22 protein-coding genes are annotated in these 24,145 nt (G+C 35.9%); 18 read left to right on the top strand and 4 right to left on the bottom strand.

What is annotated here, in order from left to right:
• Positions 1-396: 396 nt before the first annotated feature.
• The 3 genes from noc (at position 397) to JNUCC74_RS18800 (ending at position 3,383) form a co-directional block, all read left to right on the top strand.
• Positions 397-1,275, top strand: a complete 879-nt coding sequence (gene noc, locus JNUCC74_RS18810; protein WP_077318864.1) for a nucleoid occlusion protein — start codon at positions 397-399, stop codon at positions 1,273-1,275.
• A gap of 517 nt (positions 1,276-1,792) precedes the next feature.
• Positions 1,793-2,566, top strand: a complete 774-nt coding sequence (locus JNUCC74_RS18805; protein ID WP_077318863.1) for a ParA family protein — start codon at positions 1,793-1,795, stop codon at positions 2,564-2,566.
• Positions 2,547-3,383, top strand: coding sequence for a ParB/RepB/Spo0J family partition protein (locus JNUCC74_RS18800; RefSeq protein ID WP_454066462.1), 837 nt, complete (start codon positions 2,547-2,549; stop codon positions 3,381-3,383). The genes JNUCC74_RS18805 and JNUCC74_RS18800 overlap by 20 nt, the downstream gene beginning before the upstream one ends.
• A gap of 1,051 nt (positions 3,384-4,434) precedes the next feature.
• Here the strand turns inward: JNUCC74_RS18800 and JNUCC74_RS18795 are convergent.
• Both JNUCC74_RS18795 and yyaC read right to left on the bottom strand, forming a co-directional pair.
• Positions 4,435-4,584 carry a hypothetical protein gene (locus JNUCC74_RS18795; RefSeq protein ID WP_454066461.1) on the bottom strand — a complete coding sequence of 50 codons (150 nt, stop codon included), beginning with the start codon at positions 4,582-4,584 and terminating at the stop codon, positions 4,435-4,437.
• Between the two features lie 731 nt (positions 4,585-5,315).
• The gene (gene yyaC, locus JNUCC74_RS18790; RefSeq protein ID WP_454066460.1) at positions 5,316-5,933 is read right to left on the bottom strand and encodes a spore protease YyaC; all 618 of its coding nucleotides are present in this window, start codon (positions 5,931-5,933) and stop codon (positions 5,316-5,318) included.
• Positions 5,934-6,019: 86 nt separating this feature from the next.
• Here yyaC and JNUCC74_RS18785 point away from each other — a divergent pair, with 86 nt between their 5' ends.
• The 7 genes from JNUCC74_RS18785 (at position 6,020) to rpsR (ending at position 10,980) form a co-directional block, all read left to right on the top strand.
• Positions 6,020-7,048 (top strand): YkvI family membrane protein, encoded by a 1,029-nt coding sequence (locus tag JNUCC74_RS18785; RefSeq protein ID WP_454066459.1) that lies wholly within the window; start codon positions 6,020-6,022, stop codon positions 7,046-7,048.
• 19 nt (positions 7,049-7,067) lie between these two features.
• On the top strand, positions 7,068-8,087 hold the full coding sequence (locus tag JNUCC74_RS18780) for a mechanosensitive ion channel family protein (protein WP_454066458.1): 1,020 nt from the start codon (positions 7,068-7,070) through the stop codon (positions 8,085-8,087).
• A 47-nt stretch (positions 8,088-8,134) separates the two neighbouring features.
• The gene (locus tag JNUCC74_RS18775; RefSeq protein WP_077318858.1) at positions 8,135-8,332 is read left to right on the top strand and encodes a DUF951 domain-containing protein; all 198 of its coding nucleotides are present in this window, start codon (positions 8,135-8,137) and stop codon (positions 8,330-8,332) included.
• 359 nt (positions 8,333-8,691) lie between these two features.
• Positions 8,692-9,792, top strand: coding sequence for a redox-regulated ATPase YchF (ychF, locus tag JNUCC74_RS18770; RefSeq protein ID WP_077318857.1), 1,101 nt, complete (start codon positions 8,692-8,694; stop codon positions 9,790-9,792).
• A gap of 154 nt (positions 9,793-9,946) precedes the next feature.
• Positions 9,947-10,237, top strand: a complete 291-nt coding sequence (gene rpsF, locus JNUCC74_RS18765; protein ID WP_077318856.1) for a 30S ribosomal protein S6 — start codon at positions 9,947-9,949, stop codon at positions 10,235-10,237.
• 15 nt (positions 10,238-10,252) lie between these two features.
• Entirely contained in the window at positions 10,253-10,729 is a 477-nt protein-coding gene (gene ssb, locus JNUCC74_RS18760; RefSeq protein ID WP_077318855.1) for a single-stranded DNA-binding protein, read from the top strand.
• Between the two features lie 20 nt (positions 10,730-10,749).
• Positions 10,750-10,980 (top strand): 30S ribosomal protein S18, encoded by a 231-nt coding sequence (gene rpsR, locus JNUCC74_RS18755; RefSeq protein ID WP_077318854.1) that lies wholly within the window; start codon positions 10,750-10,752, stop codon positions 10,978-10,980.
• A 351-nt stretch (positions 10,981-11,331) separates the two neighbouring features.
• Here rpsR and modA read toward each other — a convergent pair whose 3' ends face one another.
• Positions 11,332-12,129: a molybdate ABC transporter substrate-binding protein gene (gene modA, locus JNUCC74_RS18750; RefSeq protein WP_179104320.1), complete on the bottom strand. Its 798-nt coding sequence runs from the start codon at positions 12,127-12,129 to the stop codon at positions 11,332-11,334.
• 79 nt (positions 12,130-12,208) lie between these two features.
• Complete coding sequence (locus JNUCC74_RS18745; RefSeq protein WP_454066457.1) at positions 12,209-12,694, bottom strand: DUF1189 family protein; 486 nt, start codon at positions 12,692-12,694, stop codon at positions 12,209-12,211.
• 368 nt (positions 12,695-13,062) lie between these two features.
• On the opposite strand from JNUCC74_RS18745, the gene JNUCC74_RS18740 reads away from it, so the two are divergent.
• The 8 genes from JNUCC74_RS18740 (at position 13,063) to JNUCC74_RS18705 (ending at position 24,137) form a co-directional block, all read left to right on the top strand.
• Complete coding sequence (locus JNUCC74_RS18740; RefSeq protein ID WP_454066456.1) at positions 13,063-14,004, top strand: YybS family protein; 942 nt, start codon at positions 13,063-13,065, stop codon at positions 14,002-14,004.
• A 105-nt stretch (positions 14,005-14,109) separates the two neighbouring features.
• A complete protein-coding gene (locus JNUCC74_RS18735; RefSeq protein WP_454066455.1) occupies positions 14,110-16,080 on the top strand; it encodes a DHH family phosphoesterase in 1,971 nt (656 codons plus the stop codon).
• A complete protein-coding gene (gene rplI, locus JNUCC74_RS18730; RefSeq protein ID WP_077318849.1) occupies positions 16,077-16,526 on the top strand; it encodes a 50S ribosomal protein L9 in 450 nt (149 codons plus the stop codon). Before JNUCC74_RS18735 ends, rplI begins: the two co-directional genes overlap by 4 nt.
• A gap of 331 nt (positions 16,527-16,857) precedes the next feature.
• Positions 16,858-18,225 carry a replicative DNA helicase gene (gene dnaB, locus JNUCC74_RS18725; protein ID WP_454066454.1) on the top strand — a complete coding sequence of 456 codons (1,368 nt, stop codon included), beginning with the start codon at positions 16,858-16,860 and terminating at the stop codon, positions 18,223-18,225.
• A 396-nt stretch (positions 18,226-18,621) separates the two neighbouring features.
• Positions 18,622-19,908, top strand: a complete 1,287-nt coding sequence (locus tag JNUCC74_RS18720; RefSeq protein ID WP_454066453.1) for an adenylosuccinate synthase — start codon at positions 18,622-18,624, stop codon at positions 19,906-19,908.
• 381 nt (positions 19,909-20,289) lie between these two features.
• Positions 20,290-20,994 (top strand): response regulator YycF, encoded by a 705-nt coding sequence (yycF, locus tag JNUCC74_RS18715; RefSeq protein WP_077318846.1) that lies wholly within the window; start codon positions 20,290-20,292, stop codon positions 20,992-20,994.
• Positions 20,995-21,003: 9 nt separating this feature from the next.
• On the top strand, positions 21,004-22,836 hold the full coding sequence (gene walK / locus JNUCC74_RS18710) for a cell wall metabolism sensor histidine kinase WalK (protein ID WP_454066452.1): 1,833 nt from the start codon (positions 21,004-21,006) through the stop codon (positions 22,834-22,836).
• Positions 22,836-24,137 (top strand): YycH family regulatory protein, encoded by a 1,302-nt coding sequence (locus tag JNUCC74_RS18705; protein ID WP_454066451.1) that lies wholly within the window; start codon positions 22,836-22,838, stop codon positions 24,135-24,137. The genes walK and JNUCC74_RS18705 overlap by 1 nt, the downstream gene beginning before the upstream one ends.
• Positions 24,138-24,145: the final 8 nt, after the last annotated feature.

The raw sequence follows: 24,145 nt of genomic DNA, 5'->3' as shown, positions 1-24,145 counted from the left end.
TGGTAAAATAAAGTCGAACAAACAACGTAAAAAAATAAAGAATAGATTACGCGCAGCAGCATCTTGCTGCGGCGTTTTTTCTTATATGTTAAGAAATGTTGAAATTTTGCGCAGAAAGCGCTCCGTCTATTATTTCATGTTTTTCATATAATTGCAGCTACATAATTACCTCCTTTTATGAGCTTAAAATAGTAGTCAAAAGAAAGAGTGGTTGATAGTACAGTCATAGTTATACCTAAATGCAAAGAATTAGCGATGTGAACGTTTTACTATGAAACCTTTTCCTATGCTATAATGAACATAACATAGTAATCCATATAAAATGTTTCACGTGAAACATTTTATATTTTATACATAGATAGTTTTTTAAAAGTACAATTGAGGTGGTGTGGGATTATGGTGAAGCCCTTTAACCGTTTTTTTGGAATCGGTGATAAATCTGAAGTTGACGTCGACGAGGAGACGAATCATTCAGACGAGGTTATTCAGATTCCCGTTAAAAATATAAAACCTAATCGATATCAGCCAAGGTCGATATTTAGTGATGAAAAAATAAAAGAACTTGCTCAAACGATTCAAACCCATGGAATGATTCAACCAATTATTGTTCGCCAGCTGGATGAAGCTGAAGAAGGCGAGGAACAATATGAAATTATTGCAGGGGAACGACGTTGGCGTGCTGTCAATTCTTTAGGTTGGGAATATATTTCTGCAATTGTTAAGGAAATGACTGATACAGAAACAGCTTCAGTCGCTCTTATTGAAAACTTGCAGCGGGAAGAACTGACTGTAATTGAAGAAGCAGCTGCCTATGCAAAATTAATTGAGCTCCACTCCTTAACACAGGAAGCACTAGCACAGCGACTAGGTAAAAATCAATCAACCATAGCGAACAAGCTTCGACTATTAAAATTACCAGATGCTGTACAAGAAGCATTGCTAGAGAAGTATATTACAGAAAGACATGCTCGTGCATTAATTAAAATAAAGGATGAAGAACAGCAAATAAAACTATTGCAAGAGATAGTCGAAAAAGGTCTGAACGTTAAACAAACAGAAGATCGCATTGCTAAAATAAACGAAAAGAATAAACCAACAAAGAAAAAGCCAACTGTAAAGCGAAAGGGATTTAATAAAGATATCCGCATAGCTATGAATACGATACGTCAATCATTAAATATGGTTTCCGATACAGGAGTTGAAGTGGAGTCAGATGAACAAGATCTAGAAGATTATTATCAAATTACAATTAAGATACCAAAAAAGAAATCATAATTTTACATGTTACGTAAGTACAGAAAATTAATTTTGTAGTTTGTGTTTTGAGTATGAGTACAACAAGCATTTATCTGTGCAAAACCTGTAGTACAAGACAGGCTCTGTTTTTAAGAATAGACATTCTTAGGATTTATCCTAAAATCAACGAGACTAGTTCATATTTTTAGTAAAGTTTAATTATCTATAAATGAGCCCATTGATAAATTAAATAATAGCAGGTACTTCAAAAAACATAATATTTTTATTGATTTATAATTATATATTTTTATAAATACCCATCTTCCACTCTGAAAGATGGGTATTTTATACATTTCTTCATTAGTTGTATAGAAAACAAAAGCAAAAATATTAAAATAGGGGAACATGTTCATTAGTAAATTCAGGAAAAAACATTTATTTCACGCTTTCTTGCTCACCGGTTGATTACGAATTGCTAACAAAAGTGAAATAAGTCCACTATTTAATAGAAAAAGTGATAAAATAGATAGTATATTGTTTTTAGGTAGGTGTCAACATGGGAAAAATAATGTCCATCGCAAATCAAAAAGGTGGTGTAGGAAAAACAACTTCATCGGTAAATCTAAGTGCATGTTTAGCACATTTAGGTAATAAAGTTCTTCTCGTAGATATTGATCCTCAGGGGAATGCAACAAGTGGAACAGGGATTAACAAAGCAGATGTAAAACATTGTATTTACAATGTTCTTGTCGAAGAACTACCTGCTGAAGAAGTGTGTATTCCAACAACTATAGACAACTTAGATATCATACCTGCTACTATACAGCTTGCCGGTGCAGAAATTGAACTGGTGCCAACAATATCTAGAGAGATTCGCCTGAAAAAATCGTTGGAAAACTTGAAATCAGCCTATGACTATATTATTATTGATTGCCCTCCATCATTAGGATTATTAACTTTGAATGCGTTAACCGCCTCGGATACGGTTATTATTCCAGTACAGTGTGAGTATTATGCATTGGAAGGGCTTAGTCAATTACTGAACACGATAAGACTTGTACAAAAGCATCTTAATAAGACACTGATGATTGAAGGTGTATTATTAACAATGCTTGATGCCCGAACGAATCTCGGTTTACAAGTAATAGAGGAAGTGAAGAAATACTTTCAAGATAAAGTCTATCGAACGATAATTCCTAGAAATGTAAGACTAGGTGAGGCTCCAAGTCATGGTCTGCCAATTATTACTTATGATGCAAAATCAAAAGGCGCGGAAGTATATCTTGAATTAGCGAAGGAAGTGATGGCCAATGGCGAAAGGGTTAGGTAAAGGGATTAATGCTCTGTTTCCAGATATTGAAGAAAAACATGATGATGTTATCGAGGAAATAGCTATTAAAGATTGTCGCCCAAACCCATACCAACCACGAAAAACATTCCATGCTGATGCGATTGAGGAGTTGAAGGAATCTATTTTAGAATACGGTATCATTCAACCTTTAATTGCTCGGAAAAGTATCAAGGGATATGAAATTGTTGTTGGCGAAAGAAGGTTTCGTGCTGCTAAAGAAGCAGGGTTAGAAAGCATACCGGTTATCATTAAAGAATTAACGGATGAAAAAATGATGGAACTAGCACTTTTAGAGAATCTTCAACGTGAAGATTTGACGCCAATTGAAGAGGCACACGCCTATGCAAACTTAATGAACGAATTAAAGATAACCCAAGAGGAATTATCAAAACGTCTTGGAAAAAGCCGATCACATATCGCAAATATGATTCGCTTACTCTCTTTACCAGAACAAGTTATCGCTTATATTAATAATGGGGAACTTTCAATGGGGCATGGCAGAGCTTTGTTAGGGATAAAAGATAAAACAAAGCTCCAAGCAGTAGTGCAGAAAATTAGAAAAGAAAAGTTAAACGTACGACAAGTTGAAAAGTTAATTATCCAATTAAATGATAGACCGGTTCAGAAGAAGGAAAAACCTAAGAAAGATTTGTTTATTAAAGAAAGAGAAACATTTCTTAGAGAAAGGTTCGGAACCGCTGTCTCCATTCAAAGAGGTAAACGAAAAGGGAAAATAGAAATTGAGTTTTATAGTGACGATGATCTCCAACGTATCATCGAAACGTTAGAAAACTAATGAATAGCTAAAAGGCTGGCATCTTATTGTCAGCCTTTTATTTCTTTAAGAACTTATATCCTCTATAACATGACGGGTAGCTTATTTGAAAGTATCTTTGTCTAACCTTATACGCTTAAGTACCAAGCAAACTACGATCTTCTTTCTACGATAAGTCAATCGTCGGCTTGAGTCTAAAAGAAGTTCGACTAAAAGCGGGCTTACCGCTCAGGCATCGGCATGCTCCTGTTGTAGGGGCATATTTCCTTATCCCATGTAATGTAAGGAGTCATATTTCTCTCATTTGAAAATTGGCATAACATATTGTGAACTTTTATGAGAGAACCGCCTCCTAAATACCCGATTTGTACGGATGACAGACAGATGAGCTTCAGAAGCACTACATCAAACTATTCAAGGATGTCGGTCATAAAGATTGCAATACATCGTGGTTTTTTCAAGAATAAGGAAAAACTTCAGCAATATGTCGTGATTTATTTAAGGACAACCGAGTTTATTAGTTTTCGTTGCATTTCAAGAAGAGGTACGCTTTCAATAGAGTTTCACTGTATCTCGTGGTAAGTTCTCCTGTTTACCTGATCTTTATAGAGTGCTTGTACTTTATGTATCTCTATGGGAAAGTATAAAACTTTAGGATTTATCGTATAAGAAAAACGATAGCTTTCGCCAGAAAGACTAGGCGACCAGCCAAGTCGTTCAAAATATTGTTGTTCTTTGGTGTACCGACCTTTTCATTAAAAAATAGATTACTAGAGTAAAGAATGTTTCACGTGAAACATAAAATAATAGCATACGATTGGCTGACATGTTTTATAGAGATAATATAATAGGCTTCTAAACATAGCAGGTATAAGTTGAATTAATGTATTGAAAAGGGAGAAAACAGAATATTAGTTATAACGGTGTACATTGACTTCGTAAATTCCTAAAAGAGATTATGCAAGGAATTGGACTTTCAGTCATGTTAATCGGCTTGCAAATGGCGATTGCTGCAGAAAATATAATGTTGTTTACTCAGTCTATTAACTGGTACTATCATAGTTGAGTTCTTTTAATTGGAAAAGGGCTTTGATTTAGGAAAATGGTTAAGTAGTGCATTGGCAATATCAATTAATCCTGATCGGATATCAATTTTAAATACTGCTTCGTTAATTTTCATAATCAGTGCCATGCCTATAATGGGAGCATTAGATAGTGACATCGAGGAAATCATGAAGTTTTAATCACCAAATATATTTCAGATGGATTTGTTTGCCTTAGTATGTCCCTTTAAGGTGAGGTGTTTTGTTGTCCGTGTTTCCTGTAGTTTTTTTATACCATGGAGCAATCACTGTATTACCGCTGACTAGTACCGAATGCTTTTTTTAATGGATTGATTACTGAGCTGATTGCAGTTGGTGGTATCCTTATCTTAGCAATTGAAATAAACTTTTTAAACATTATTTCCATTCGAATGGGAAACTTGCAGTTGGAATTATCTTTTATGTCATCAATTATTTTAATAGAATATGTAATGTATACCGTATCTAAGAAGATGTAAGACTCCCACTTCAATATTTATAGAGAATATACATAATTATAAGGGGGTAACGGTATCTAAATGCAGTTCATTCGGTACGATAGGCCAGCGTTACTGCTTGAATAAGCATCGCACGAAGAAAAAGTGTGTTTCTTTGTCAGGGAAAGAAAAACTTCGACAGTGACACATCGCATAAAGAAAAAGAGCTTTCCCTTTTTAGAAAAAGAAAGACTGCATGAATAGGCTTTCGTACATAGAAAAAGTTCCCTTCTTTTTCAAGAACGCCTAAGATTTTAGTTCTTGTTCTACTTCCGTTAGTGGGGGACGAATGAAAAGCCCCACTAAAAGAAGTATCACTATATCTTTTAAGTCATTTAAAGATAACAATAAATCTTCGTGAATGCTTATAAAAATTAGCTAATGGAAGAATTCGATCCTTGCGTAATAATAGCAGGGGAAGTTTTTCTGAATGTTAAACGCTGATCTAATTCGTTTAAAAGTTCAGCGATAGATCGAGCCATCGTCATCACAAGGTTAAGTCTCGTGTTTTGTAAAACGGAATACTCCATAAATCCACTAATATTGACAACACCTGTAATATGAATATCCCCGATTGGTGGTAATGGTTTATTCAGTGCAGCACCCGGTTTGATTGCACCTTTTCCGGCAATAATTTGCCCCACTGAAGTTGCTTTTCCTAAACAAGCATCGATTGCAATAATAAACGGATGATGATATGTTGCTTCAATACGGTTTATATATTCTGTTAAGTTAGTTGCATGAACTGGATTATCTAATGTTCCATATATGGATATATGTTTTAGTTTTTTCTCTGCAATGAAGCTTCCAACCAGCGGCCCTAAAGAATCGCCTGTTGAACGATCAGTACCTATAGATAAAACGACATATTCACGTGGTACCTGTGGCATCCAAGAAATCATGTGTTCCAGCATTAAAGGAATGAGCTTAGGATCACTATGATGCATGCGATAATACTTCTTTCTATTATCAAATGTGTTTTTTAAATTCATAGCTTATCCTCCAAAAACATATTGGTATAGTATACGGTTATTTTTTTTAATCTATACATGGAATATAAAACATTGGGGGAAATAGGATGGTTAATGCAGGATTGAAATGGATGTTTTTAATCATTGGAACAACAATCGGTGCCGGTTATGCTTCTGGAAGGGAATTATGGCAATTTTTTGGGCATGAAAGTGGACTAGCAATTATTCTATTTGCCCTCTTTTTTACAATTTGTTGTATTGTTATTATGACGATTAGCCATGAGCAAAGATCAACCCATTACTTGCCAGTTTTACGTGAAATTGTCGGTGTAAGATTGACGGGAGTATATGATGTTATGATTTTTGTTTATTTATTTACCACAACAGTAATAATGATAGCAGGTAGTGGAGCAACATCTCAGGCGTTTAACTTTTCATATTGGTGGGGTATAAGTATAATAATTATTGCTTTAATTATTTTGTTTTTAAAAGGGATCAATGGACTTTTATCAATGAATCAATTTATTCTGCCATTGCTATTAACCGGACTATTATTTGTACTATTATGGTTTACATATGATCAAAAGCTTGATTTATTTTCACATTGGCATGAGCAACGTAATTGGATAGCGGCTTTTCCGTTTACGGCTCTTAATATCCTTCCATTGATAGCGGTATTAGGTGCAATTGGAAATAAAGTCCAGTCAAAACAAGAAATTTGGATTGCTTCGGTTGGCAGTGGACTCATATTAGGAGTTATTTCTTTTATTTATAATAATAGTTTAATTCAGATCGCTGATGAAATATTATTGTACGAGATTCCATTATTTGCAATTATGAAGAATTATCCATTTCAAATGCTTGTTTTTATGAGTATTCTATTGTGGTTTGCTATTTTTACCACAGCAGCAGCCGGAGTTCTAGGCATTGTTACAAGAATACAGGATTATATTCAACGGCCTATATGGTTGCTTGTTTGCGTTACCTTAACTACAATGATTCCATTAACAGCATTAGGATTTTCAACATTGATTGAATATCTATATCCAATCTATGGAATTTTAAATCTATACGTATTAACAAGACTGTTATTCTTTCCGATTTGGAACAAAATAGATAACAAAAAGGCATCATAATTAGTTTGGGAGGTATAAGATGAAGCTATCTCAGAACAAAATAGAAAATGAAGTAGAAAAAGGAATAGATAATGTAAATAACCAATTAACAGGCTTTTGGAAATATATAACCGGACCAGAATTATGGTGGGCTGTAGTGGAGGGTACCATCAGCATTATCGTTATTCTCCTTTTAGCCTATACAGCAGTGCGAATTAGTCGCAAGCTAGTAGATCGTTTGTTTAAAAAACGAGAAAAAGGCCCAATTCGTATCTCCGAACGCCGTGAAAATACATTAAAAAAATTAATTAAAAATGTTATAAAATATGTTGTATATTTTATTGCTCTTATAATGATACTTGATGGGGTATTTGGCTTCAAAGTAGGTGCATTAATAGCAGGTGCAGGAGTTGCTGGTTTGGCAATCGGTTTTGGTGCCCAAAACCTCGTTCGAGATGTTATCTCAGGCTTCTTCATTATTTTTGAAGATCAATTTTCTGTAGGTGATTATGTCAAAGTCTCTGGCATAGAAGGTACAGTAGAAGAAATAGGTTTACGTACAACCAAAGTGTTAAGCTGGACAGGCGAAATGCATATTTTACCCAATGGAAATATAACACAAGTCGTTAATTATTCTGTCCATAACGGATTAGCTATTGTAGATGTTAATGTTCCATATGAAAATAGTGTCGATGATGCAGAAAGATTAATTAATGAAGTTGCAGCAACGTTACCAGATAAATATGACTTTCTGGTTGGAACACCGGAGATTATTGGGGTACAAAATCTCGCAGCCTCCCACTTTGTGATTCGTGTAATAACGGAAACACTACCTGGTTTCCAGTGGGCGGGGGAGCGTAATATTCGACGTGATATCCAGGATTATTTATACAGAAATGGTATTGAAATTCCTGCTCAACGGATAGTCATGTATTCACGAGAACAAAAGGAAAATATGTTAGATAAAAGTCAAATGCAACAATTACAATCAAATTCACACCTGCAAAGAGCTCATCCAGACGATGATGAACCAGAACAGTCTCAAGAAGGCGATCGATAAATAAATGCTATAATATAAGGAAGAAAAAAACGAGGAGTAGAATAAAAATGGAAGGAAAACAATTTGGACTTCATGACGTTGTACAAATGAAAAAGCCCCACCCATGTGGAGAAAATCGGTGGAGAATTATTCGAATGGGAATGGATATCCGTATTAAATGCTTAGGTTGTGATCATAGTGTTATGATTCCAAGAAAGCAGTTTGAGAAAAAAATGAAGAAAGTATTAGAAAGAAAAGAGCAGTAGAACAAATCTAATTTCTCCGTTTTTTCACTTACCCTTTAGATTATTAGCAGACATGTAGGTTTCCTAATCATATAATTATCAAGCAACTGTTAGTGAAATTGAATGAAGTAATATGATTTATCTTAACGTATTCAGATAAACATTTCTACCTGTAAAAATGGAGTTTTCAGTGATAAAATGGTATAATATAAGGTAGATAAAAAGAAAAACAGAAATATAATAGGGTAAGAGGCAAAAGTAGGCATATTAAACTTGCCTACTTTTGTTTTTTGTCTGCTTGTCATTTTTTTTGCTTGTATCTATAATTAAAGGAACAAACGCGTTCTTATGAATGGAATCCTTAAGGAGTTGAAATTTGCATGTCATTAACAGCAGGAATTGTTGGACTTCCAAATGTTGGTAAATCAACATTGTTTAATGCTATTACTCAAGCTGGGGCAGAAGCAGCAAATTATCCATTTGCTACGATTGACCCTAATGTTGGAATTGTGGAAGTACCCGACGAACGCTTAAATAAATTAACGGAATTAGTAAAACCAAAAAAAACAGTACCTACGACATTTGAATTCACAGATATTGCTGGTATTGTGAAGGGGGCTAGTAAAGGAGAAGGGTTAGGAAACCAGTTTTTATCACATATTCGTCAAGTAGATGCGATTTGTCAGGTTGTCCGCTGTTTTCAAGATGATAACATTACCCATGTCTCTGGAAAAGTAGATCCAGTTGATGATATGGATACGATTAATTTAGAATTAATCCTTGCAGATTTAGAAACTATAAATAAACGCTTACAACGAGTAGAGAAGCTGGCACGTCAAAAGGAAAAGACGGCGGTTTTAGAATATGATGTTCTCTTGAAATTAAAAACAGGGTTAGAAGAAGAAAAACCTGCAAGAGCACTACAATTTACAGAAGAACAACGTAAACTAGTGAAGGGTTTGCATCTTCTTACGAGTAAACCAATGCTTTATGTTGCAAACGTTAGTGAAGATGAAGTAACGGATCCTGATGCCAATGAAAACGTACAGAAAGTAAAGGAATATGCGATTAAAGAGGATGCGGAAGTGATTGTCGTCTGTGCGAAGATTGAAGAAGAAATTTCTGAACTAGATCCGGGAGAGAAGAAGCTGTTCTTAGATGAATTAGGAATTACGGAATCAGGTTTAGACCAATTGATTAAGGCATCTTATCATTTATTAGGCTTAGCTACTTATTTTACAGCTGGAGAACAAGAGGTACGAGCTTGGACATTTCGTAAAGGAATTAAAGCGCCACAAGCAGCAGGTATTATTCATACCGATTTTGAACGAGGTTTTATCCGTGCAGAGACAGTTTCTTATGAAGATTTATTAGCAGCTGGTTCGATGGCTAAAGCCAGAGAAAATGGGAAAGTAAGGTTAGAAGGAAAAGAATATATCGTACAAGATGGCGATGTTATTCATTTCCGATTTAATGTTTAATCAAACGTAAAAAAGGATCTCTCGAAACCTTGTAATGTAGAATGAATTTTGGTATAATACACTATCGTGAGTAATTAATTATTTGAATTACTCCTTGCTCCTAGTAGAATAAGTATTTACATAGGGGCCGTAAGTCCAAAAGGAGGTGCTACGGATGAGAAAATATGAAATCATGTATATCATCCGCCCAGACATGGAAGAGGAAGCGCAAACAGCTTTAATTGAGCGTTTCAAAGGAATTCTTACTGAAAATGGCGCGGAGATTGAAAAAGTTGATGAAGTAGGCAAGAAACGTCTTGCATATGAAATCAATGACTATCGTGATGGATACTATGTAATCATTAACTTCAGTAGTGATGAACAAGCTATTAGCGAGTTTAATCGTCTTGCGAAGTTTTCTGATGATATTATTCGTCATATTATCGTTCGAGAAGATGATCAATAATAAGGAGTGGTTCTGATGTTAAATCGTGTCGTACTTGTCGGCAGGTTGACGAAGGATCCTGATTTACGTTATACCCCAAGTGGAGTAGCTGTAGCTAATTTTACGCTTGCAGTAAACCGTCCTTTTTCAAATCAGCAAGGAAATAGAGAAGCTGACTTTATCAATTGTGTCGTCTGGCGTAGAGCAGCAGAGAATCTTGCTAATTATATGAAAAAAGGAAGCATGGTAGGAGTTGACGGACGTTTACAAACTCGTCGTTTTGAAGGACAGGATGGCAAGACTGTTTTTGTAACCGAAGTTGTAGCAGACAGTGTACAGTTTTTGGAATCAAAAGGCTCCTCGCAAGGTGGGGGACAAAGCTCATCAGGATTTCAACCAAATAGAAACCAGAGCCCATATGAACCTAATCAATTTGAACCTAATGATCAAGACAATCCATTTAGTAATAATGGAGAGCCTATTGAAATATCAGATGATGACTTACCATTCTAAACTAGAAGGAGGGGTTATAAATGGCGGCTCGTCGTGGACGCGCAAAGCGTCGTAAAGTGTGTTACTTTACAGCGAACGGAATTACACACATTGATTACAAAGATGTTGATTTGCTAAGACGTTTTATTTCCGAACGTGGAAAAATTCTTCCTCGTCGTGTAACTGGAACCTCTGCAAAATATCAACGTAAGCTAACAAAAGCAATTAAGCGTGCTCGTACAATGGCATTATTGCCATATGTTAACGATTAAACAAAAAACCTTCTATATTTAGTCCGTTTAGGGCTAGGTATAGAAGGTTTTTTCATTGTCTGGAAAATGATATTTGCTTTTACCTAGCATCGTCTAGCTTAAGCACACCCGTGCAGCTAACAAACTTGTCTGCTTCCTTCGATAAGTCAACATCGGATTCTCTCGTAGCTGCAATTTTTCTTATACATACTAGTTTTTAGCAGGAAGTTAGCAATTCTAAAAAATTTTAAGATACCATTATAAGTATAACGATTATCATCTTTGCGCTAAATATGACAGGTTTTGTTTACAATCAAAATCGTTTATCATTTTGTAAGAAACTGCATGAAACACGAACTTGGAATTTGGCTGTTATTTTTCAACAGATAATTTTTTAAAGCCATAGGATTCAAAGATCTTAGCAGTTTGCTCAGATTGTAAGTAGTCAATAAATGTTTCTGCATCATGATGATTCGTACTATATGAGGTAATACCTGTATAATATTGAATAGGAGAATGTAAGTCTTTATTTATTTCCTTGATTACACGGATTTGTTCATTCTGATGAGTGTCCGAAGCATAAACAATCCCTAGCTCTGCTTTATTACTTTCAACATAATCAACGACTTGATGGACATCTTTTAAAAATAAATATTTATCTTTAAGGTCTTCCCATAAGCCAGCAGATTCCAATGCTTCTTTTGCATAATTTCCGGAAGGGACACTAACAGGATCGCCAAGAGCAAGTTGGTCAAACGGTATAAATTTTAAATCCTCTAATTTCAATAAATCAAATTGACTATCGGCATTAGTAATTAATACAAGATCATTCCCAATAAATTTTTTTAAGGAATTTTTTATAATTAATCCTTCTTTATTTAACACATCAACCCATTCATAATTTGCTGATAAAAATAAATCGACAGGAGCACCTTGTTGAATTTTGCTAGCAAGCTGACCAGAGCTGGCATAAGTAACTTCCACAGTAATATAGGGATGCTTTTTTTCAAAGGCTGTGATTATTTCTGGCAGTGCATCCTCTAAGCTCGTAGCAGCAGATATATATATGGTATTTTTCTTATTGGATTTTTGAAAGAGCTCATCTTCCTCACTCATAGCACAACCAGCTAATATAATTAAGCTAAGCATCAGAAATAAAACGCGTTTCATGTAAAACCTCCTAGTCATTTGTTTATTCAGCATGTTATGGGTCATTGAAGGCAGAAAAAATTAAATAGAAGCAGATCCATTATTTTTTTCTTCTCTTTGGATATACAGAAATGATTAAAACAATAAACAAGAGAGAATAAATACAAAATATTAAAAGATACATATTGCCAATCGGTAAAAATAATGCAGCTAATGAATACACTAGAAAAGGAATGGTTGTTGTATAAGCAGTCATTTTCCAGAGAATAGAGTATTTTAATTTTCTTTGCATTAGTTTAGCTAATCCTGTACCAACAGCTGCAATCAAAGAAATAAGCATAAATACAATGATGGATAATGGTAAATAATTAAAGATAAAAAAGTAGATAATCTTAAAAAAAATATTTAGTGCATTAGCCAGTTTACTGCTACCTAATAAATAATTAATAAAAGCTGGTAGGGAGACAATAAATAGCAAAAGCAGTATGTAAAAAATTGTTATATCCATTCCAATTCGATTAAGCTGAAAAATTGCTTTCTTTTTTGGTAGTTTGATACTATGTAAAAATGCTCGGAGAAATACCATTTTTCGTCATCCTTATTTCGTTTATATACCCATTATAGTAAAAATAACGGATAATTACCTTTCTAGGGGTTTGAAATAAGAAAATAAGCCTTAAATAGGGTATTCAAGAGGATGTTAAAAAAACGGTAAAAATAATGCCGCGAAATTCATGTACATTAGCATATATAAACTTTAGTTGGACGGAATCTCATTCTAGTATTAGCCAAGTTTGAGATAACTTATGCGATACCGGGTTCCCCTTGCTTGAAATTTCACTTTGTTATTTCCCGGGAAATATTTTTTCTACTCCTTTCGACAACTATTTCTGCAAAAAACATGTTATTATAATAAGATGGAATAGTAACAATCTAAGTTAGATGAGGTGCAAAATGAATCAATCAAAAAGAATGACAGACGGGGCTTTATTAACGGCTGTTTTTATTGTAATATTGCTAGCTAGTATGTTCATTCCAATTTTATCAGTAGCTGCTATATTATTTTTGCCAATACCGTTTATAATGTTTACATCAAGATATGACTGGAAACCGGCTTTACTTATGTTGGTAGCTGCTATATTATCTTCTATATTAGTTGCAACTTTCATATCCATTCCGCTTGCTGTACCGGCAGCAATTGGTGGTATAATGATTGGAGGAGCAATTCATAAGAATCTTTCAGCTTATGAAACATGGGCACGAGGGACTTTTGGATTTATTATCGGCCTATTGTTTGCATTTGTGTTTACGCAAGTAGTTCTTCAAGTAAATATATTAAATGAATTTAAACAAATAACAGATGAGTCGTTTAAAATGTCGGCTAGCTTAATGGAGCAATTTACAACTGAGGAACAAACGGAAGCATTTCAGAAATCAATGGAGCAAGCGGTAACACTATTAACTAATTTATTCCCGTTTTTCCTTGTTTGTGCAGCAGTTTCACAAGCATTAATTAGTCAATGGCTCGGTTACAAACTTATTAATCGACTTGAAAGGAAAAAATTACGTTTTCCCCCATTTCGAACATTACGTTTTCCAGTAAGCATCCTATTTATTTATCTATTTGCATTGTTTTCGTCCTACATGATTACTGATCCGGATAGTATGCTATTTATGGCTGCGCAGAATTTTATTTTTATTATACAAATGCTGTTAACTATCCAAGGATTTTCGTTCCTGTTTTTTTATGCACATCATAAAAAGATGACGAAAGCATTTCCTATTATTTGCGTCGTAATAGCACTATTTATGGCTCCCCTTTTATTTATTGTTCGCTTTATAGGGATTATTGATTTAGGGTTGAATCTAAGGGATCGACTGGAGAAAAAGAGGTAATAATGTCTATGGAAAAAAACGTATTCGCTTTGTCTTTATCGCCTGACTTTTTGAGCAAACTTACATACGATTTAAAAAAGTGTTGCACAGTAGGAGCTGAATGTGATGTCAGATAAGCAAAAAAGGCCGAAACTGCGGACTCATGTATGGGTTATTTATTTATTATCCATTATCTTGCTTAGTGTTACTTGGTATTTCCAATGGATACTTGGGATAGTGATGACGATCCTGTTAGCTGTTTCGCTTTACTATAGCATCCGTTCTGAACAAGCTTTGCAGGACGAAGCCGAAAAGTATATTACAACATTATCATACCGAATTAAAAAAGTTGGAGAAGAGGCATTATTGGAGATGCCGTTTGGGATTATCTTATTCAGTGAAGATTATAAAATTGAATGGGCAAATCCGTATATGAACCAATTTGATGACGGCACATTAGTCGGTGATTCACTTCATACCTTATCGGAGGATCTAATTCCGATGATAAAGGAGAACAAAGACAAAATTTGGTTTGAATTACAAGGCTATGTATTTGAAACGGTTGTGAAAAAAGAAGAACGGCTGCTTTATTTATTTGACCGAACAGAGCAATCAGAATTACAAACACAATACCGTAATGAGCAAACGGTACTTGGATTTATCTTTCTGGATAATTATGAAGAGATTACGCAAAACATGAATGACACAAGTAAAAGCCACTTGAATTCACAAGTTACTTCTGTTTTAAATGAATGGTCAAAAAAGTATGGTCTTTATTTAAAACGGACATCCCAGGAACGGTTTCTTGCTGTTGGGACGAAGCAAATATTAGAACAGCTGGAAAAAGGTAAATTTGAAATTCTAGATGAAGTTCGGGAATTAAGTGGTGAAAGAAATACACCTGTGACACTAAGTATCGGAGTTGGTGTAGGCGATGTGGACTTACCAACACTTGGCGAATTAGCACAGTCCAGCCTTGATCTTGCATTAGGTCGTGGTGGTGATCAAGTGGCTATTAAGGATGAGTCTGGTAAAGTTCGTTTTTATGGAGGAAAAACAAATCCAATGGAGAAACGAACGCGAGTAAGAGCAAGGGTTATTTCTCATGCCTTAAAGGAATTGATAAAAGCGAGTGACAATGTTATTATAATGGGCCATAAGGCACCTGATATGGACTCATTAGGATCAGCAATCGGTATTTTAAACATTGCCCTTGCTAATGATGTACCTGGCTATATTGTCTTTGACCCGGAAGATGTGGATACAGGAGTCCATCGTGTAGTTAAGGCTATTAAACAAGATAAAGAGCTTTGGCAATACTTTATTGATCCAGATGAATCGGAATCTATTATCAATAATCGAAGCCTTGTCGTTGTAGTCGATACCCATCGGCCTTCCATGGTGGCAAATGAAGTATTGTTACAGAAATCAGATTATAAAGTTGTTATAGATCACCATCGTCGGGGAGAAGACTTTATTGAAAATCCTACTTTGGTGTATATGGAGCCATACGCTTCTTCCACAGCTGAATTAGTAACAGAACTTCTAGAATACCAGCCGAAAAAGCTGAAGTTAAGTATGCTTGAAGCAACAGCTCTTTTAGCAGGAATTATCGTGGATACGAAAAGCTTTACGTTAAGAACTGGGTCCAGAACCTTTGATGCTGCCTCCTATTTACGAGCAAAAGGTGCAGATACAGTCCTTGTTCAGGAGTTTATGAAAGAAGATATGGAGGTTTATATCAAGCGCAGCAAATTAATTGAGCGAGCAGAAATGTACCGCGGCCAAATAGCGATTGCTAAAGCTGAGAAAGGTCAGGTGCATGGTCCTGTATTAATTGCTCAGACAGCAGATATTTTGCTGACAATGAGTGGGATAGCTGCTTCCTTTGTCATCTCTGAGAGAAGAGATGGAAGAGTGGGAATTAGTGCCCGTTCATTAGGGGATATCAATGTTCAGGTGATTATGGAAAAAATGAATGGTGGCGGACATTTAACAAATGCTGCCACACAAATTTCTGATATAACAGTTGACGAAGCAGAACAGATGTTAAAACAGATACTAGATGAATATTATGAGGGGAGCGATTCTGAATGAAAGTAATCTTTCTTAAAGATGTTAAAGGTAAAGGTAAGAAAGGCGATGTAAAAAACGTTTCCGATGGTTACGCTCGGAATTATTTATTAAAAAATAATTTGGCCCAAGAAGCAACCCCAGGTAATCTGAAAGCTCTAGAAGCGAAGAAACGCAAACAGAAACAGTTGGAACAAGATGAAAAAGACGAAGCGATAAAATTAAAGGATAAGCTCGCAGAATTAACTGTGGAATTAACCGCTAAATCAGGTGATAATGGTCGTTTATTCGGATCAATAACAAGCAAACAAATTTCCGAAGCGCTAGAAAAAAATCATGGTTATAAAGTGGATAAACGCAAAATTGAGCTGGATTCACCAATTCGTTCATTAGGTTATACCACTGTTCCTGTAAAGCTTCACCCAGAGGTTACAGGCACCATTAAAGTACATGTTATAGAAAAACAATAGACCAAGATAAGCATGAGCAAGCTTTAAGTGAATTTAAAAAGAGGGTAAAAATGTCGAGATGGCTAAGATCGCAATGTTATTGAAAAAGCATTTTTTCATCGTGCTATGTATTGCTGTGAAGCCTACTCTTACCTGCAAATAGCAATGCTGCACTAGTACGACCTAGCGAATTTGATCGAGAAGGTGACATCTCCAGCCACCTTTTAAACTGGGTTTTTGAACAACTTTTTTAATACTATACTTGCACATATGGCATTTTCTTATTTTGAGAGCACAAATGAAGACATTTGTGCTTCTCTAATGTTACCTCCGCAGAAAGGGGAGACACTTGATGAATGAGATTGATCGCACACCTCCACACAACATAGAAGCAGAACAATCTATCATTGGGGCGATCTTTATCGATCCAGAGGCGTTTAATACTGCTGCTGAAATACTTAATCCTGAGGATTTTTATCGTGCTAGTCATCAGCGCATTTTTGCTGGCATGATCGCATTGGCTGATCGAGGAGAACCGATTGATGTTGTCACTGTAACTGCTTATTTACACAATGCACAGCAATTGGAGGAAGCAGGAGGCGTCCAATATTTATCTCAGGTGGCAGAAAGTGTACCAACGTCTGCAAATATTAGCTATTATTGCCGTATCGTTGAAGAAAAGGCATTATTGCGGAGGCTTATCCGCTCAGCAACGGATATCGTAACATCGAGTTTTGAGCGGCAGGATGATGTAGAAGATGTATTAAATGAAGCGGAAAAAAGTATCCTTGATGTTTCGAGCAGAAAAAATTCAGGGGCGTTTAAAAATATTAAAGATGTCTTAATTGACGTGTATGATAATATTGAGCAGCTGCATCAACAAAATGCGGATGTTACCGGAATTCCGACTGGCTTCCGGGATTTAGATCGAATTACTTCTGGTTTTCAGCCAAATGATTTAATTATTATTGCTGCCCGCCCATCCGTAGGTAAAACAGCATTTGCTTTAAATGTAGCTCAGAATGTGGCTGTGAATACAGATGAGAACGTGGCTATTTTCAGTTTGGAAATGGGGGCGGAACAGCTCGTACAGCGTATGCTTTGTGCAGAGGGAAATATCGATGCACAACGCCTGCGTAATGGACAGTTACAAGCAGATGACTGGACGAAGTTAACGATGGCAATGGGAAGTTTATCGAATGCCGGCATTTACATTGATGATACTCCGGGAATTCGGGTTGCTGATATTCGTTCTAAATGCCGAAGATTAAAACAGGAGCATGGGTTAGGAATGATTTTAATTGATTACTTACAGCTTATTCAAGGAAGTGTAAATTCCCGCGAAAACAGGCAGCAGGAAGTTTCAGAAATATCACGATCACTAAAAGGATTAGCAAGAGAGCTAAATGTTCCTTTGATTGCACTATCCCAGCTTTCCCGCGGGGTAGAGTCACGACAGGATAAACGTCCAATGATGTCAGATTTACGTGAATCTGGAAGTATTGAACAAGATGCAGATATTGTTGGTTTCCTTTATCGTGATGATTACTATGATTCAGAGTCTGAAAAACAAAATATTATTGAGATTATCATTTCCAAACAGCGTAATGGTCCGGTCGGTACGGTCGAATTAGCCTTTGTTAAAGAATATAATAAATTCGTTGATCTTGATCATCGCTATTCAGAAAGCGATATTCCACCAGTGCCAGTCCAAGCATAGTGAGCAGCCTTTATGAAAGGTATGTACACCGAACATATTAACATTAGTAGTACAAAACCAAGGTGATGGTTTTGTACTACTTTTTTTACTATAGGAAAGTATAAGAAAAACGATAGCTTTCGCCATAAAGACTTGGCAATAAGCCAAGTCTTTCTAATAGTAGAAGTGAAGAAAATCCGATCTAACTTATAAAGTCTGCCATTATCCGTATTCTTTTAAAAGAATTGCGTAAGTACGAATCAAATATCTTCATTTATAATAACTCATTAAACGAATATTAATTGATTTATTTTAAAAAACGTTCGTGTTTTACGTTGACTGCTTCTGTTTTTACTGGTAGAATTACTAATGTATTTAAAAAAAACATATATTAAATTTATTCAGTGGAGGTGCACTATGTCCTCAGTAGTAGTAGTTGGAACACAGTGGGGCGATGAAGGGAAAGGAAAGATTACTGACTTCTTATCGCAAAATGCCGAAGTTGTTGCGCGTTATCAAGGAGGTAATAATGCAGGGCATACGATTAAATTTGACGATATTACGTACAAATTGCATTTAATTCCTTCTGGTATATTTTTTAAAGAAAAAACATGTGTCTTAGGAAATGGTATGGTAATTGATCCAAAAGCATTTGTAGAAGAAATTGCCTATTTGCATGAGCGGAATGTGACGACCGACAATTTACGGATTAGTAATCGAGCGCATGTCATTCTTCCATATCACCTAAAATTAGATGTTTTGCAAGAAGCGGACAAAGGCGAAAATAAAATTGGGACAACGAAAAAAGGAATTGGACCTGCATATATGGACAAAGCTGCACGTTGCGGAATCCGCATTGCTGATTTGATGGATAAAGATATATTTCGAGAAAAACTAGAGCAAAATTTAAAGGAAAAAAACCGGCTCTTTGAGAAAGTATATGAAGTAGAGCCTATGCAAGTGGATGATATCCTTGAAGAATATTATGCATTTGGTCAACAAATGGCTCCATATGTCTGCGATACTTCTGTTGTACTAAACGATGCATTGGATGAAGGGCGCCGGGTTTTATTTGAAGGTGCACAAGGAGTTATGCTTGATATTGACCAAGGTACCTACCCGTTTGTTACATCTTCCAACCCGATTGCAGGGGGCGTTACTATCGGAGCAGGTGTAGGACCAACAAAGATTAATCATGTTGTTGGCGTGTCCAAGGCATATACTACACGTGTAGGTGATGGGCCATTTCCGACCGAATTAAAGGATGAGACAGGAGATCGTATTCGTGAAGTTGGTCGTGAATATGGTACGACTACAGGCCGTCCACGTCGCGTCGGCTGGTTTGATAGTGTGGTTGTTCGTCATGCTCGTCGTGTTAGTGGGATTACAGACTTATCTTTAAACTCTATCGATGTATTAACTGGAATAGAAACATTGAAAATTTGTGTCGCTTATAAATATAAAGGTGAAATTCTACATGATTTTCCAGCAAGCCTAGCAGTACTTGCCCAGTGTGAGCCGGTTTATGAAGAAATGCCCGGCTGGACAGAAGACATTACTGGCGTAAAGAGCTTGCATGAATTACCTGAAAATGCAAGACATTACTTAGAACGAGTTTCACAATTAACAGAGATTCCATTATCTGTTTTCTCGGTCGGGCCGGATCGCACACAAACAAATGTTGTGCGCAGTGTTTATAGCTAATTCAAATACCCTTTGTAAATATAGACACTTAGTATTGGCTGATAATAGATTACTCTATGAACGATAGGTTCGCCAAGCATTGTCAAACAATGGCAAAAGCATGGCGAACTTTTTGTATTTGGAACAGGATTATGGAAATTATATCCGTTTCAATATGGCGGTTATCATTTGAAAGTCTTATGTCAACCTTTTTTTCTCTTTTTAACATAAAAGGAAAGACGGATTCATGTGTGAACGACGCTTGAATCGTTTTTTTTTCTAGTATAAAATTAAAGTGTTATACAACGCTCATAGAAATTAAAATTACTGAAATGAAGTTTCACTTTATTTAAAAGTACGATAGAATAGATAGTATTGTAATATAAGAAGGATGTGGCAAAGGTGAATCAAAAGATATTAGTTGTTGATGATGAGCAGCCAATTGCTGATATAGTAAAATTTAATTTAGAAAAAGAAGGTTATGAAGTAATCGTTGCTTATGATGGAGATGAAGCTATTCGTTTAGCACAAGGAGAGAATCCTGATCTAGTAATTTTAGATATTATGTTACCTAATAAAGATGGTAATGAAGTATGTCGGGAGATTCGTAAAACGCAAACGATGCCAATTATTATGCTGACAGCTAAGGACTCCGAAATAGATAAAGTACTTGGGCTTGAACTGGGGGCAGATGATTATGTTACGAAACCATTTAGCAATCGTGAACTAATCGCCCGAGTGAAAGCAAATCTTCGCAGACAACAAGTTGTTCCAGATGATACTGCAAAGACTTCGAAGGATATTAAAATCGGCTCGTTAGTTATTCATCCCGATGCGTATATCGTATCACGTGATGGCGAGCAAATTGAGCTCACCCATCGAGAGTTTGAATTATTGCATTACCTTGCTCGTCATATTGGACAAGTCATGACAAGAGAGCATTTACTAGAAACGGTTTGGGGGTATGACTATTTCGGCGATGTTCGTACGGTCGATGTTACGGTACGAAGACTGCGAGAGAAGATTGAGGAAACCCCTAGTAATCCGATGTGGATTGTAACACGACGCGGAGTAGGTTATTACTTGCGTAATCCTGATCAGGAGTAGGTTTAGTACATGAAAAAAGTTGGTTTTTTTCGTTCCATTCAATTGAAGTTCATTATTATTTATATTTTATTGTTGCTGGTAGCTATTCAAGTTATCGGCTCGTTTTTTACAACAGAGCTGGAAAACAACTTGATGGAAAGCTTTGAAAAATCTATCGAAGCTCGTGTTGAATTATTAAGTTATAACTTGGAGCAAGCTTTTCAACGTGAACGTGATGAAGAAGACCCAAATGAGCCGAGCTTAGAAGCTGAAATACGAGGTATTGTTTCGGAAGTAGATCTACAGGATATTACAACATTGCAAGTCGTTAATAATCAAAGCAGAGTGATTGCAGCAACAGGATTCGGTTCACAAGATGATATTGATAAGAAAACAACCCGTCCGATTATTCAGCGCACGCTGACGACAAATTCACCCGAGATAAGCAAAAATGTAAAAGACAATGACCGATTTTATGTTCTATCTCAGCCTATTGTTGACGAAAAGGACCCTGATATTGTGTTAGGGGTCATCTATTTAGAGGCATCATTAGAGCCTGTATATAAGCAATTGATGAATATTAATGAGATCTTCTTTCAAGGGTCCGTCTTAGCAATTACAGTATCTGCGTTTATTGGTATTTTAGTTGCTCGAACGATTACCAAGCCAATTATTGAAATGCGGAGACAAGCGCAAAAAATGGCAAGAGGTGACTTTACTCAAAAGGTAAATGTGTATGGCTGGGATGAGATTGGTCATCTATCAGAAACTTTTAATGATCTAAACAATCAACTAAAGCATTCCTATGCAACGATTGAAGAGGAACGGCGGAAGCTTAGCTCGGTGTTATCCAATATGTCAGATGGTGTTATTGCAACAGATAGTTCTGGTGCGATTACATTGATGAATGAAGCGGCTGGGCGTTTAATTGGTCATAATCCGGATGAAATGGTTGGTGAATTTTTACTGGATGTATTGCATCTGGAAGAAAAAATGGTAGATATATCTGAACTGCATGAGAGTGGATCGATGATCATTGATTTCGGTGATGATGAACAGGATTTTATTCTCCGAGCTAATTTTTCAACGGTGTTTGATGATGAAGAAGATATAACTGGATTTATTACAGTTATCAGTGATGTGACAGAGCAAGAAAAGGTGGAAGCAGAGCGAAGAGAGTTTGTTTCCAATGTTTCACATGAATTGCGTACACCGCTAACAACAATGAAAAGCTATGTAGAAGCTTTAACTGATGGCGCTTGGGAAGACAAAGAAATTGCACCAAAATTTCTTCATGTAGTCCATAATGAAACGGATCGGATGATTCGGATGGTTAACGATTTATTACAACTTTCTAAAATGGATGCCAAAGAGTATCCTCTACAGAAGGAACGAGTAGAATTCGTTGATTATTTCCATCAAATTATCGATCGATTTGAAATGCAGGCACCAAATGGGATTCAGCTGAAGCGCGAGTTACCAAATGGTAGTTACTATGTTTGGATGGATAAGGACAAAATGACACAAGTACTCGATAATATTATATCCAATGCCATTAAATATTCTCCTGAAGGCGGTACGATCAAATTAAATGTGGAGTATCGACGTCATCATCTTTTAATTAGTATTCAAGACCAAGGTTTAGGTATTGCTTATGATAAATTGGAGAAAATTTTTGAGCGGTTTTATCGTGCTGATAAGGCAAGAACAAGAAAACTTGGAGGAACAGGACTTGGCTTAGCTATTGCTAAAGAGCTTGTAGAGGCACATCATGGTCAAATTTGGGCAGCAAGCAAAGAAGGTAAAGGGACAACGATCTACTTTACGCTTCCGCTGATGAATCAGAAGCGGAGAGGTGCATAATGAAGCTGGAGACGTTTAAATCAATTTTATTAGTATTGTTGATTGCATTAAGTTTATTGTTAACTTTTGGATTGTGGAATTACAAATCAGATTTTGAACAATTAGAGACAGGAAAAAATTACGCTAGTGAGGTTAGTGTTGGTGGTAAGGAAGAACGAAGAAACAACCTGATTGCACCAAGTTCGATCATCTTTCATATCAACAACGAACATTTTGGTTATAAGGATCCAAAGCAAGAAGAGGCGTTCTTTCAAGAAATGCAATCTTGGGTAATGACGGATTTTTCGATGAGGGAATCATCATCTAGAGGAATAAAGGATTATGATATTGAAATAACCTTTCCGGATGCTTTACCGATTGAAATTGCAAGCAGTCTTTTTTCGTTTGCAAATGTCGATGAAATCAAAGCAAATTGGTCATTTGATCGTATCTATTTGAAATTAGAAGAAGATACTGCAACGATTTCTATTTTCTTTCCATCGATTGATAAAAGGAGGCTGGCAACCGCATCCTTAAATGTTGCTGTAACGTATAATGGCCTGGACGATTTATTAAGTTCTCGTAAAGGGCTAACAGAATATTTATTGATTGATAAAGGAACCCGCGATAGTGATGATGATATCTATGTTCGTAATAACACGAAGGGCTTAGAAAAACGATCTCTTATTGTGTCTAAAATATCACCGGATTTATTTGTTGAGGTCTTATTCCCAGACCCAACCCTAATTAGCCGGTCAAATAAAGGAAATACGAACTCAGGTGAGTATTATTATGCTGACAGTACGCGAGAAATGCGAATCAGGCAAAAAGAGACGAAGCTGGAATTTTATAATCCTAACTCTACCGAAAATGCATCTGGAGATATTGGACCAATTGAGTTAATTGACCTAAGCATATCAAGAATAAACTCGCATAAAGGCTGGTTTGATGATTATAAACTGTACGAGTTAAATACAACTAACAATAGTGTTACGTATCAAATGCAATACAATGGTTATCCGGTTCATAATAAGAACGGCTTGACATTTATTGAAACGGAATATGAAGGGCAAGACATCTATCGGTATAGTCGATCCCTGTTAAGCTTAGGCAGAGAAGTTCAAACAGAGCAAGTAGCAGTTCCATCTGGTGCAAAAATAATTGCACATCTAATGGATAATTTAAATGATACAGTCGATATCAAGGATATTGAAAACATTCAATTGGGTTATTATTTTCAATATCAAGAAGATAATTCAGTAATATTGGAGCCGGCTTGGTTTATGCAAGTAAATGGAGATTGGCAGAAGATTTTGTTTTAAATGATATC

The organism is Cerasibacillus sp. JNUCC 74 (genome assembly GCF_053667775.1).
This window is presented reverse-complemented; position numbering and strand designations above follow the sequence as displayed.